Source organism: Hymenobacter sp. B81, from assembly GCF_044628455.1.
Classification (GTDB): Bacteria; Bacteroidota; Bacteroidia; order Cytophagales; family Hymenobacteraceae; genus Solirubrum.
On sequence record NZ_JBIYZW010000002.1, the window covers coordinates 983413 to 994649 of the forward strand.

General features: G+C 66.4%; 13 protein-coding genes. 4 read left to right on the top strand and 9 right to left on the bottom strand.

Annotation, left to right across the window (positions count from 1 at the left end):
• Window positions 1–318 precede the first annotated feature (318 nt).
• A complete protein-coding gene (locus ACE191_RS15320; protein WP_400193111.1) occupies window positions 319–891 on the top strand; it encodes a 5-formyltetrahydrofolate cyclo-ligase in 573 nt (190 codons plus the stop codon).
• On the opposite strand, the gene ACE191_RS15325 is transcribed toward ACE191_RS15320, so the two are convergent.
• The 5 genes from ACE191_RS15325 to mnmD form a co-directional block, all read right to left on the bottom strand.
• Window positions 892–1440 carry a GDYXXLXY domain-containing protein gene (locus tag ACE191_RS15325; protein WP_400193112.1) on the bottom strand — a complete coding sequence of 183 codons (549 nt, stop codon included), beginning with the start codon at window positions 1438–1440 and terminating at the stop codon, window positions 892–894. It lies immediately after the preceding gene.
• Entirely contained in the window at window positions 1437–2663 is a 1227-nt protein-coding gene (locus ACE191_RS15330; RefSeq protein WP_400193113.1) for a DUF2157 domain-containing protein, read from the bottom strand. The genes ACE191_RS15325 and ACE191_RS15330 overlap by 4 nt, the downstream gene beginning before the upstream one ends.
• Window positions 2664–2965: 302 nt before the next feature.
• Window positions 2966–3898 carry a hypothetical protein gene (locus ACE191_RS15335; protein ID WP_400193114.1) on the bottom strand — a complete coding sequence of 311 codons (933 nt, stop codon included), beginning with the start codon at window positions 3896–3898 and terminating at the stop codon, window positions 2966–2968.
• A 40-nt stretch (window positions 3899–3938) separates the two neighbouring features.
• The gene (locus ACE191_RS15340) at window positions 3939–4826 is read right to left on the bottom strand and encodes an archaemetzincin (protein WP_400193115.1); all 888 of its coding nucleotides are present in this window, start codon (window positions 4824–4826) and stop codon (window positions 3939–3941) included.
• A 60-nt stretch (window positions 4827–4886) separates the two neighbouring features.
• The gene (mnmD, locus tag ACE191_RS15345; protein ID WP_400193116.1) at window positions 4887–5564 is read right to left on the bottom strand and encodes a tRNA (5-methylaminomethyl-2-thiouridine)(34)-methyltransferase MnmD; all 678 of its coding nucleotides are present in this window, start codon (window positions 5562–5564) and stop codon (window positions 4887–4889) included.
• A gap of 122 nt (window positions 5565–5686) precedes the next feature.
• On the opposite strand from mnmD, the gene ACE191_RS15350 reads away from it, so the two are divergent.
• The 3 genes from ACE191_RS15350 (at window position 5687) to rlmN (ending at window position 7780) form a co-directional block, all read left to right on the top strand.
• On the top strand, window positions 5687–6130 hold the full coding sequence (locus ACE191_RS15350; protein ID WP_400193117.1) for a thioesterase family protein: 444 nt from the start codon (window positions 5687–5689) through the stop codon (window positions 6128–6130).
• A 101-nt stretch (window positions 6131–6231) separates the two neighbouring features.
• Window positions 6232–6648, top strand: a complete 417-nt coding sequence (locus tag ACE191_RS15355; protein WP_400193118.1) for an STAS/SEC14 domain-containing protein — start codon at window positions 6232–6234, stop codon at window positions 6646–6648.
• 55 nt (window positions 6649–6703) lie between these two features.
• A complete protein-coding gene (rlmN, locus tag ACE191_RS15360; RefSeq protein WP_400193119.1) occupies window positions 6704–7780 on the top strand; it encodes a 23S rRNA (adenine(2503)-C(2))-methyltransferase RlmN in 1077 nt (358 codons plus the stop codon).
• Between the two features lie 75 nt (window positions 7781–7855).
• Here rlmN and ACE191_RS15365 read toward each other — a convergent pair whose 3' ends face one another.
• From ACE191_RS15365 to ACE191_RS15380, 4 genes are all read right to left on the bottom strand, one after another.
• A complete protein-coding gene (locus tag ACE191_RS15365) occupies window positions 7856–8545 on the bottom strand; it encodes a hypothetical protein (protein ID WP_400193120.1) in 690 nt (229 codons plus the stop codon).
• Window positions 8546–8591: 46 nt separating this feature from the next.
• Window positions 8592–9254 (bottom strand): spondin domain-containing protein, encoded by a 663-nt coding sequence (locus ACE191_RS15370; protein WP_400193121.1) that lies wholly within the window; start codon window positions 9252–9254, stop codon window positions 8592–8594.
• 94 nt (window positions 9255–9348) lie between these two features.
• On the bottom strand, window positions 9349–10326 hold the full coding sequence (locus ACE191_RS15375; RefSeq protein WP_400193122.1) for a YihY/virulence factor BrkB family protein: 978 nt from the start codon (window positions 10324–10326) through the stop codon (window positions 9349–9351).
• A gap of 80 nt (window positions 10327–10406) precedes the next feature.
• The gene (locus ACE191_RS15380; protein WP_400193123.1) at window positions 10407–11144 is read right to left on the bottom strand and encodes a DUF3891 family protein; all 738 of its coding nucleotides are present in this window, start codon (window positions 11142–11144) and stop codon (window positions 10407–10409) included.
• Window positions 11145–11237 lie beyond the last annotated feature (93 nt).

Here is an 11237-nt window from a genome sequence, read left to right on the forward strand (position 1 = left end):
CGACTTGACGATAACACCTTTCTACTTGAGCGTATCCCCTTTCGACTTGAGCGTAACCTACCACGACTTGAGCGCAACACCTTTCGACTTGAGCGTAACCCGATTCATTTGACGCTATACCCTTCGAACTTGACGATAATACCCTTCTACTTGAGTGTAACCCCATTCAACTTGACGATAACACCCTTCGACTTGCGCGTAACACGCCTTGACTTGACGTAAACTCCCGGCGGTCGGACTGAAACCAGCCGCCGCTGGAGCAAAACCCGCCGCCCCCGGACCAAACTCACCCGCACCCGGAGCAAACCCCGCCTGCCCATGCTGAAAGCCGACCTCCGCCGCCACCTGCTCGCCCGCCGCCTGGCCCTCACCGAAGCCGAGCTTAGCCAGCGCAGCGCCCAGGTGGCCGACCAGCTCTTTGCCGGCTTCGACGTGGCCCGCTGGCGCACGGTGCACGTATTCCTGCCCATTCTGCGCCAGCGTGAGCTGGATACCTGGCCCATCGTGCACCGGCTCTGGCAGCAGCCGCCCGTGCAGGTCGCCGTGCCCGTTTCGCACGCCCAGGGCCGCCTCACCCACCACCAGCTCACGCCCGCCACCGTCCTGCGCGAAAACGCCTGGGGCATTCCCGAGCCGCTCGACGCCCCCGAGCTGCCGCCCGCCGCCTTCGACGCCCTTCTCATTCCCCTGCTGGCCTTCGACGAGCAGGGCCAGCGCGTGGGCTACGGCAAGGGCTTCTACGACCGTTTCCTGCCCCTCTGCCGCCCCGACGCCCGGCGCATCGGCCTCAGCCTCGAGCCGCCCGTGGCGCGCATCCTCGACGCCTGGCCCGGCGACGTGCCCCTGCACGCCTGCGTCACGCCCACCCGCATCTGGCAGTTCGGCAGCTGATTACTCGGCCGGCAGCGTTTCCACGCGGGTAATGCGGGCTTGGCTCCAGCCTGCCACCCGCACGTGCACCAGCAACGGGCTCCGCCGCGCCTTGCGCAGCAGTTCGCGGCTGGCTTCGGGCACGAAGTATTTTTCCAGCCCGTACCGGATGCCCAGCCCCGTGCGCCAGGTATTGCGCACCCAGCCCCGCAGCACGGCGTGCCCCGCCGGTACGCGCGCGGGCTCGGCGGCGTGCACGGCCACGGCCTCGTAGCTGCCATCGGGTGCCGGGCGCAGCTCCACGTACACCGGCTGATGGCGTCGCGGCGGGCTGGCCCCGCGCCAGAGCTGCCGGTCGAGCTGGCCGATGCGGAAGCTGAGCACCACGTAGTCGCCGTAGAGCAGGTCACGCGCATCCACCGGCGCCGTGCGCAGCGCCACGCTATGGCCGAAGTAGTCGGTGGCATAACCGGCCGCGGCCACGGCCAGCACAAACAGCACCTGGGCCGCCACGGCCAGGCGCCGGCCGCGGCGGCGCTGCTCGGGAGTGAGGGCGAAGAGCGCGTTCATTGCGGCGGGTTGGAGGGCGAGTCGGCGGGCAGACCGCGGCGGGCCTGGCGGCGCAAATACCAGCTCAGGCCCAGCAGCAGCGCCCCGCCCAGCAGGAAAAACAGCGACTTGTCGATAAACTCCCAGGTCAGCTTGAAGTAAGCCACCATCGTGGTCAGCACAAACAGCGTCGTGCCCAGGTTGATACGGTCGGCGTTTTGCTCGTGCTGCCCGCGCCAGAGCACCGAGCCCGAGTAAGCATAGAGCACCACCAGCGCCGCCACGGCCAGCGGCAGCCCCGCCGGAAAGTAAAAGCCCGGCAGCAGCAGCAGCCAGTCGGTAGCCCCGCTCAGCCTTCCCCGGGCCCGCTTGCCCGCCACCGACACCACAAATACCCCCAGCAGCGCCGCCAGGTAGGCCAGCAGCTGGGGCCGCAGCAGATCGGTGTAGGAACCCGCCTCGCCGAACATGGCCAGCCCCAGCATAAACAGAAACGCGGCCACCAGCGGCGGCCCCTGCAGGGCGCGGGCGCCGGGCCGGTGCGGCTGCCAGTCGCCGGCGGCGTACACCAGCATGGCCGGCACAAAAAACCAGGTGATTTTCAGGTGCTGGTGCCCGATGAACAGCGCCGCGTGGCCCAGCAGCCCGGCCGCCAGCACCGCTCCGCCCAGCGAGTCGGGCCGCCGCCACCAGTAGTAGCCCAGTCCGCCGGCCGTCAGGGCCAGCGTGGCGTAGCTGTAGCCGCTGAGCTCGGCCGTGCTGTAGCCCTGCGTCAGCAGCCCAATGGCCACGGTGAGCAGAAACAGCCCGCGGCTCTGGTGCAAATAAGTCAGTGCCACGCCCGCCACCACCCAGGCCAGCAGCCCGGTGGCGTCGTAGCCAATGAGCTGGTACAGCTGGCTGGTAAGCACAATGGCTGCCCCAAACACTACCAGCCCCAGCCCGGCCAGGCCGATGCCCAGGGGCCGCTGCCCGCGCCGCAGAAAGTACTCGCTGCCCGCGTAAGCCCCCAGCAGCGCCCCAATCAGCAAGGCCAGCCGCAGCCACTCGGGCAGGGCCTGCCAGTTGGCCGCCACCACGCTCAGCGCGCTCAGGCCAATGAGCCCGCTGCCCAGCAGCGGCAGCAGGCCGATGGGCTGGTGCTGCTCGGGGTACAAAGCCAGCAGCCGCTGGTGCTGCTCGGGGCTGATGATGCCCTGCTCGACCCATCCCGGGCCTTCGGTTTCGAGAAATTGACGGCTCATAGTGCTCTGCCAGCTTACGCGAGAAGCCGCTTTCCGGCTACCCCGCGCCAGCCGGCAGCTGAACTGCCGGCGCACTGCAGGCCGGCCGCGGGGGAAACTACCCCTCCGGTTTGCCCCGGTCCCGCCCGGGGTGGGCTGGCAACGCTAGGTCGTCACGGGCAAAACGACCTATCGTGTTTGGGAAAACGACCTAGCGTTTTCGGTAAAACGACAGGTCGTTTTTTCAAGCGCCGGGCGGGGTTATCCAATCGGGCCGGCGGGTTGGCCGCGAAGCGGGCCCGCGCGGCCGCCGGCCGGGCTGGTCAGCCCAGCTGCAGTGCCCGGATCTGGGCCGGGGTTTTGGCGCCGAAGTAGGCCCAGGGGTAGGGCGTGAAGCGGGTGCCCAGTTGCCGGAGCGCGGCCCGGCGTGGTTCGTCGCGGTTCAGAATGCTGCACAGGCAGGCCCAGTAGTTGTGGGCGTAAATCGATTTCATGGTGCTGCTCAGCGGCGGCAGCGGGCTTTGCAGCGCTTCCTCCAGGGTGGCCGCGTGCTGGCGCCGCAGCTCGGTGGCGGCAGTAAGCTCGTCTTCCTGCTGCAGGTCGCTGAACATCTCCACCAGAAACACCAGCCGCAGCAGCTGCCGGGTGTCGGGATTCTCAGCGAAGGTTATCAGCTCCAGCAGCTCGTCGCGGCTACCCAGCCAGCGCGGCGACAGAGCCTTGAAGTAGTTCAGGTAGGTCAGCACGTGGTCGGGGTGCAGGCTCACGGCGGCGGCGAAGGTCTTGTGGGCTTCCGGCAGCTCGTTCAACCCCATTTCCACCCGAATGCGCCGGGCCAGCGCCTCCAGCTGCAGGCCCGGCGCCGCGTACTCGGCCGACAGGCTGCGGTGCGCGGCCAGCAGGTAATGCACGAAGCCGTCGGCCTGCGCTTCCGTCACCTCGGCTGCCCAGTTGCTGGTGCGCGCCTCCCAGGCCCGGTGAGTGTCGTACACGCCCTGCACCAGCCGCCCCAGCTCCGAATCGGTTGCCTGCAGGTAGGCCCGCAGGTGCAGGGTGTAGCGGTCGGTCAGGCACAGCTCGTCCAGCAGCAAGCTCAGCTCGTCGGGCTGGGCGGCCAGCAGCACCTGCTCTACTTCGCGCCAGCGGCGGCGGCGCAGCAGCTCGGGCAAACCCCGCTGGCCAAACAAGCCAAACGACCGATCGTCGGCAGCAGCAAATCGGGCGGGAAATAGGGCTTGAGCGAGACGTTGCAGCATAGAACGGACGGGGAGAAAAGACGAAAGTAAGACCGCCGCGCTACTTCAGCCCGCGCGCATCCTGCCGGGCCAGCTGGTAGTCGCGGCGCAGCCCGTGGTCCTGAAAGAAAGTCGTCAGCTCCCGCAGCCGCTGCCGGTTGTCGTAGCGGCGGCGCAGGTACAGTTTGGCTTGGCACTCGGCGCAAAAGCGGTTGGGCGTGGCGTCGGTTTCAGCCAGGCTGTTGGTGCCGTTCATGGCGCAGCGGGCCCGCAGGCAGTGCTGCAAGAGCAGCATGTGGCCGATTTCGTGCGAGGACAGGTTGATGAGCCGGGCCAGACCCCGGGCAAAGTTATCCGGCGTCAGCGTCCCGCCCTGCAGCCGGTACAGCGAGGTAATGCCCACCCGGTCGGGGTAGGAGGCCAGCCCAAACACGTAGTTCCAGTCGGGGCGCGGGTACAAATCCTGGGGACTGAAGGCCATCAGGGCCAAAGCATCGGGCGGCAGCTGACCTTTCAGCTGGCTTTCCAGCAAGTAGGAAGCCAGCACTTGTTCCGGGCCTTTGCCGAGCCGCCGCCGGGTGTGGGCCGGCACGAAAGGCGTGCGTGCGGGCTGCAGCACTACCGGAGTCTGAAAGAAGGCGGCCAGGTAGCGGCGGGTTTCGCGCAGCGCCCGTTGCTGCAGCGGGGTAAACGAGCCCAGGGGCTGCAGGTAAATGGTGCGCCGCGCCGAGTCGGCGCCGGGCATCAAGCTTTGGCGGTACTGGGCAAAGGTCTGTTCCGGTTCGGGATGGTCGTGGCGCCACTCGCCCGGCCGGGCTTTGGGCAAGGGCACGTCGCGGGCCCGCACGGCCTCGAAGTAGGTCTTCTCGGCCCGAATAACCGGGTCGGCAGTGAAGGGCTGCTGAACGGCCAAACCCAGCACCAGCAACGCGGCCCGCAAGTAACTCATCGAACGAAGGGTGAGAAAAGAAAGAGCCAGCGGGTGATGCCTGCTGGCTCTGCTGGAGGGCTACCGCTTCCAGGCCCGGGTCATTTCGCGCTTGCCGGGCGGGCCGGGAATGGCCTCTACCTGCCAGCCGGCAGCTTTCAGACTGCGCTTAAACGAGCCCTTGGCGCAGTAGCTCACCAGGCAGCCGCCGGGCGCGGCCGCGGCGTAGAGCTGGGCAAAAATGGCGTCGGTCCACATATCGGGCTGCTTTTCCGGCGCGAAGGCGTCGAAGTAAATCACCTGGTAAGTGTCTTCCGACAAGTCGGTGGTTTGCAGCGCGCCCATGATTTTGTGCAGGGCAAACTGCGGGGTGAGGGCTACCGGCACGCCCCAGCCCGCCGCGTGCAGCTGCTGGTAGCAGTCGAGCAGCTCGGGGCAGTGAATGTAGCGCTCGGCGCCCAACTGGCGGATGACGGCGGCCGACAGCGGGTACTTCTCAATGGTGTCGTAGAAAATGGGCAGCGGCGCGTCGAGGCTGTGCTGCAGGGTGAGCAGGGCGTTGAGGCCGGTGCCGAAGCCCACTTCGAGCACCCACAGCGGGCCCTTGGTCGCCAAAGCCAGCGCGGGCTCCAGGCCCGCCTGCAGGTACACGTGGCGGGCTTCCTGAATGGCCCCGTGGGTGGAGTGGTAATGCTCGTCGAGGGAAGGCACGTACAGCGTGCTCGAGCCATCGGCGGTGGTGCGTACTTCTACTTTCATAGCGGAGGGAACTGGCGTTTTGGAAGTGGGGAACGGCGAGAGAAGCACCTGGCCGGGTGGTTGAGGCGTAGCTTTGTCCGCTGGTACCGGCGTTGTTTTCGCCAATTTAATCACGGAAGAGTATGGCCCGAGTAAAAATAGCTCTGCCCGAGGCGTTTTCCACCATAGTGGAGCTGCCGATTCGCATTACCGACCTTAACTACGGCGCCCACCTGGGCAACGATGCGCTGGTAAGCCTGCTCCACGAGGCCCGGGTGCAGTTTCTGGCCCACCTGCAGCTCAGCGAATTTGACCCCGCCACGCGGCTGGGAATGATCATGGCCGACGTGGCGGTGGAGTACAAGGGTGAAGGGTTCTACGGCGACGTGCTGCGCGTGCACCTGGCCGCGGCCGACCCGCACAAGTACGGCTTCGACGTGGTGTACCACGTGCTGACCACCGGCGGCCGCGAAATAGCCCGCGCCAAAACCGGTATGCTCTGCTTCGACTACAATACCCGCAAGCTGCGCCCGCTGCCGCCGGACGTAGCCAACCGCCTGAGCCCGCCTGCAGCCGGGGCAAGCTAAACGCGTTAGATGACCGAACGGTAGAAAAGAAAAGTCCCATAAATGGCTTGCACAGGCGGTGAGATTCGCCTTATTTTACCATTCACGGTGCCCAGCTGCTGATGCCTGCTTCCCTGCCCACTCACGTCTATTTTCGCAACGCGGCCGGTGCCGTGGGGGCCGAGCCGCAGGCCTACGTGCACCTGAGCTGGACGGGCGCGCCCATGAGCAGCGGGGAGTTGCGCGCCCTCTACGAGCAGGCCCTGAGCGTGCTCAAGCAGCAGCGCCTGAACCGCATTCTGACCGACCACCGCAACATGCCGCCCATCGCGCCCATCGACCAGCAGTGGCTGAGCGAGGAGTGGGTGCCGCGGGCCGTGAGCGAAAGCGGCTACGCGCACTGCGCCGTGGTGCAGTCGCAGAACGTGTTCAACCGCCTGGGCACGGCGCAGGTAGTCATGCAGCTGCAAACCCCGCTCGAGGTGAAGTACTTCGACACGGCCGAGGAGGCCGCGGCCTGGCTGCACAAGCGGGGCTAGCCGCCGGAGCGACGGGCCGGGAACCTAAGCAGCTGTTTGGTTGTACCTTTGTGCTATGATTACGCTGCCCGTTATTGCCTCTTCGCGACGCGACATTCGCAAACTCTCCGCCGACGAGCTGAAAGCCTTTTTTGTGGAGCACGGCGAAAAGCCCTTCCGCGCCAAGCAGGTGCTGGAGTGGCTGTGGCGCAACGCGGCCAGCTCGTTTGCCGGGATGAACAACATCTCGCTCAGCACCCGCCAGCTGCTCGAAGAGCACTTCGTCATCAACGCCGTGCAGGTGCACCAGCAGCAGCAGAGCGCCGACGGCACCATCAAGTCGGCTTTCCGCCTGCACGACGGCCATATCGTGGAGGGCGTGCTCATTCCGAAGGATGACCGCATGACGGCCTGCGTTTCCTCGCAGGTAGGCTGCTCGCTGACGTGCAAGTTCTGCGCCACCGGCTACATGGAGCGCAAGCGCAACCTCGACGCGGCCGAAATCTTCGACCAGGTAGCCATCATCGCCCGCCAGGCTGAGGAAAACTTTGGCAAGCCGCTCACCAACATCGTGTACATGGGCATGGGCGAGCCGCTGCTCAACTACGCCAACGTGGTGAAAAGCGTGGAGCGCATTACCGACAACAAGGAGGGCCTGGGCATGGCCGCGCGCCGCCTCACTATCAGCACCGCCGGCATCTCCAAGATGATCAAGAAGCTGGCCGACGACGGGGTGAAGGCCAACCTCGCGCTGAGCCTGCACGCGCCCACCGACGAGAAGCGCAACCAGATCATGCCCATCAACGAAACGAACTCCTTGCCGGTGCTCAAGGAAGCCCTGCAGTACTACCACCAGCTCACCGAGCGCATGGTAACCTACGAGTACATCGTGTTCGACAACATCAACGACTCGATTGACGACGCCAAGGCCCTGTTGGAAATCACCAAGTGGATTCCCTGCAAGGTGAACCTGATCGAGTACAACCCCATCAGCAACGCCGCCTACCTGAACGCCGACGAAGACCGCCTCATCCCGTTCATGAAATACCTGGCCGACCGCGGCGTGCAGGTGAATCTGCGCCGCTCGCGCGGCAAAGACATCGACGCGGCCTGCGGGCAGCTGGCCGTGAAGCAGGGCGAAAAGGTAGCCTAGCTCCCCGGTTAAAAACCCAACGGCCCGGTTCGCAGTGCGCGAACCGGGCCGTTGTCGTTGATACGGCTACTGGGCTTACTGCTGGCCGAAGGTGGCCACCAGCTTGGGGCACTGGCCGGCCATTAGCCCGCCTACTTTAATGCCTAGGGCGCGCATCCGATCCGCGTCCATGAACAGCTCGGGGCCGTACTGCTCGCTGACCTCGCGGGCGTGGTCTTTCAGGACTTTTTGCATGCTTTGCTGAATCTGGCCGGTGCGCGCTTCCTTGCTCATCTGGCTCAGGGGCTGCTGGGCGTCCACGGCCGTCAGATCGGTGCACATAGCAGTGGCCAGGCGGGTCAGCAGCGGCCGTTCGGCGTCGCCGATGGTGAGGTCGGCCGACTGCACGGCGGCGGTGTTGCCGGCCAGGCGCGTAAACAGGGCCAGGGCCACGGGGCATTCGCTGGCCAGGCGGGCGCCCACGCGCTGCCCCATTTCGCGCAGCACGGCGGCCGAGTTGTCGCCAGCGTCCTTCATCAGCTTCTCCACCTGCTTGGCGCGGCTCATCATGGAGCGCTTCATGGCTTCCTGCATCAGGGTCATGGCTTCGTCCTTGCTGAGCTGGTCGAGCGAGCGAACCTTGTGCTGCTTTTCAAAGTCGCGGCAAACCTCCGCGGTTATTTCGCTTTCCAGCTGGGCGGTGGCAGAAGCAGTGGCCGGCTTGGACTGGCCGATGGCGCCTAGCGGCAGCAGCGCCGCGGCCAAAACGAGAAAATAACGGGTCATACGCGAGGGGATATTCCCCGCAAGGTACGGCAATTCCCCCGCTGGCTTAGCGGATGCGGTCGAGGTGGAAAACGCCTAACGGGGCCACCGCGCCGTTGCGGGAGAGCGGGCCATTGGTAATTATTTGGATGGGCTGCGCGGGGCTGGTGACCTGGTCGGGCGAGGCAAAGCTGGGGCCGCTGTCGGTACCGGCATCGTAGGCGCGGGCCGGCACCACGGCGTGGAGGCGCCAGCAGCCCGCCTCGTCGAGCAGGTTCTCGCTTTCCAGGGCCACAAACCAGTCGGGGCTGGGCGCAATCATCGTCACGGCGCTCAGCCGCGGGTGCCGGGCGCTGAGGGCCACGGTGTCGACCAGCTCGCCGGGCACATACGTGTAGAGCTGATGGCTTTCGAGCAGGGCCGCGGCCGCGCCGGTTGCCTGCAGGCCCCTTATTTCACCGATCAGCGCCGCGTTGTGGCCCCGCTCAGCCAAGTCTTTAATGCCCACGCTGGCCGGGCTGCCGGGCCGGAACAAGGCGGCCGCGCCGTGGTGCGCCGCCCCAATCAGGCGCGAAAAGTGCGCGTCGGCGGGAAAGTCCTGGGGGTGAGTGGCGGCGCTCCAGGTGGTTTCGAAGCGCACGCGGTACAGCGCCGGCCCGGGGTCGGGCCGGACGTCGGAATCGGTGGTGCAGGCCGCCAGCAGCGGCAGGGCAAGGAACAGGCGTTTCATGGCGGCAACCCCGTGGGCGGTGAGTTACCAGCGTAACGCTGACCGGGAGCGAATTGGTGCGCGCCGCTCCAGTGCAGGCGGGTAACTCGGGCGGCTACGCGCGCCAGCGGCCCTCGGCGTGGGGGCGCCCGGTGCTCTGCTCTTCCTGGGACTCGCCCGGCGGCACGGCTCGGATTTCAATGCGCTCGGCGTGGGCCTTGGGCTGCACGTGCTGGCCGTAGCAGTCGGCGTACTGCTGGGTAAACTCGGCGCCGAAGAAGATGATCAGGGAAGAGTAGTAAATCCAGATCAGCAGGATGATGAGGGAGCCGGCGGCGCCGAATGCCGAGCCGGGCTCGGCCTGGGAGATGTAGAAAGTGATGATGAACTTGCCCAGCACGAACAGCGACGCCGTCACCAGCGCGCCCACCCACACGTCGCGCCAGCGGATGATGGCATCGGGCAGAAAGCGGTAGATAAGGGCAAACAGCGCCGTAGTCACGCCCACCGACAGCACGAAGTCGATAAGGCGGATGAAGATGACGGCCATGTCGGGCAGCAGCCGCTGCAGGTAGCTGGTAAACAAGCTCAGCAGGGCGCTGATGACAAAGGAAATCAGCAGCAGCAGGGCCACGCTCAGGATGATGCCGAACGAGAGCACCCGGTCGCGGATAAACTGCTTGACGGTGCCCATGTTGGAGCGGGGCTTCACGCGCAGGTTCCAGATGCTGTTGAGGCTTTCCTGCAGGGTCACAAAAAACGTGGTAGCCGTGAACACCAGCGCCCCAATGCCCAGCGCCGCGGACATGCCTCCCTGCTGCTGCTGGTGAATGGCGCTGATGGAGTCCTGAATGGTTTTGGCCGCGTCGGCGCCCACCAGGCCGTTGAGCTGGGCAAACAGCCGGCCCTGCACCGCTTCCTCACCGAACAAGGCCCCAGCCGTGGCAATGACGATGAGCAGCAGCGGCGGCAGCGACAGGACCGCGTTGTAGGACAGGGCTGCGGCCAGGCGCAGCGAGTTGTTTTCGTTGAACTGGGTAATGGTGGACCCAAACAGCGAAGGAATGGCCGAAAAGCGGAAGGACGTGGACATGAAGCAGGCAAAAAGGGGCCGGGGCCCAACGGGCCGCGCAGCTACTACGGCCCACAGGGCGCCCACGGTTGCGCCGGAGCTTAGCCGGCCGGCGCCCGCAGCTGCCACTGCAGCACTTCCACCGGAGCTTGGCGCAACGCCTGGCTCAGCTCCTCGTCGTCGCGGAATTGCAGCTGGGACAGCCGGCTGGCTTCCACGCTGACGCTGAACTCGGCGGCCGCGAAGGGCCAGGGCGTCACCTTTACGGCCTGGTCGGCGGCGCGCCGGGCCACGTCGTAGCGGCGGCCGTCGGGGCCCTGGCTGACTTCGAGGGCGCGCTCCATCTCGGGCAGCTCGTGGCGGCACAGAATCAGGCTGAGCCGGTCGCACCACTGCAGCAGGGCGTAGGCCTGCTGAGCTTCGGCCTTGGCTACTTTCAGCTCGCGGCGCCAGCGCTGCCGGCACTGCTGCTGCTCGGCCAGAAACGGCGCCAGGCCCGGGTGCTGGTCTTGGATGTCGGTGTAGAGAAACGCCAGGTGCATACTGGTGAGCAGGCTGCGCCAGCGCCCCTGAAACCGCGCCTGCCGCATCAGCTCGGTGGCCTGCTCCAGCGAGAATTCCTTGGTGGTGAAGTCGGCCGGGGCACCGGCGGGAGTGAGGGCGTAGCGCCCGTCCCAGCGGCGCTGGCCGTCGTCGTGCTGGGCGGCGGCGGCCAGCAAGCCCACCCACCGCTCGGGCGGCAGAAAGGCGGGCCACTGGTGCAGCAGCTGGGCCGCCAGCAGGGCGTGGGCCTGCTGGTAGATGATCTGCCAGCCGGTAGGCGTGTAGTTGACAATCATGGGCAGGAGCGGGCGGGTTTCCGAAAGCCTGATACGGAGCGGGGGCGGGGGCGGCTATCGGGGGCGCGGAGTAAACGGAGTGGTGCCCCGGCT

Bases quoted from the DNA above. Each gene is read 5' to 3' on its own strand.
- ACE191_RS15355 (WP_400193118.1), top strand. From the start codon at position 6,232: ATGCCTGCTTCCCTGCCCACTCACGTCTATTTTCGCAACGCGGCCGGT.
- ACE191_RS15380 (WP_400193123.1), bottom strand. From the start codon at position 11,144: ATGATTGTCAACTACACGCCTACCGGCTGGCAGATCATCTACCAGCAG.
- ACE191_RS15370 (WP_400193121.1), bottom strand. From the start codon at position 9,254: ATGAAACGCCTGTTCCTTGCCCTGCCGCTGCTGGCGGCCTGCACCACC.
- ACE191_RS15335 (WP_400193114.1), bottom strand. From the start codon at position 3,898: ATGCTGCAACGTCTCGCTCAAGCCCTATTTCCCGCCCGATTTGCTGCT.
- ACE191_RS15330 (WP_400193113.1), bottom strand. From the start codon at position 2,663: ATGAGCCGTCAATTTCTCGAAACCGAAGGCCCGGGATGGGTCGAGCAG.
- ACE191_RS15365 (WP_400193120.1), bottom strand. From the start codon at position 8,545: ATGACCCGTTATTTTCTCGTTTTGGCCGCGGCGCTGCTGCCGCTAGGC.
- ACE191_RS15320 (WP_400193111.1), top strand. From the start codon at position 319: ATGCTGAAAGCCGACCTCCGCCGCCACCTGCTCGCCCGCCGCCTGGCC.
- rlmN (WP_400193119.1), top strand. From the start codon at position 6,704: ATGATTACGCTGCCCGTTATTGCCTCTTCGCGACGCGACATTCGCAAA.
- ACE191_RS15340 (WP_400193115.1), bottom strand. From the start codon at position 4,826: ATGAGTTACTTGCGGGCCGCGTTGCTGGTGCTGGGTTTGGCCGTTCAG.
- ACE191_RS15325 (WP_400193112.1), bottom strand. From the start codon at position 1,440: ATGAACGCGCTCTTCGCCCTCACTCCCGAGCAGCGCCGCCGCGGCCGG.
- ACE191_RS15375 (WP_400193122.1), bottom strand. From the start codon at position 10,326: ATGTCCACGTCCTTCCGCTTTTCGGCCATTCCTTCGCTGTTTGGGTCC.
- ACE191_RS15350 (WP_400193117.1), top strand. From the start codon at position 5,687: ATGGCCCGAGTAAAAATAGCTCTGCCCGAGGCGTTTTCCACCATAGTG.
- mnmD (WP_400193116.1), bottom strand. From the start codon at position 5,564: ATGAAAGTAGAAGTACGCACCACCGCCGATGGCTCGAGCACGCTGTAC.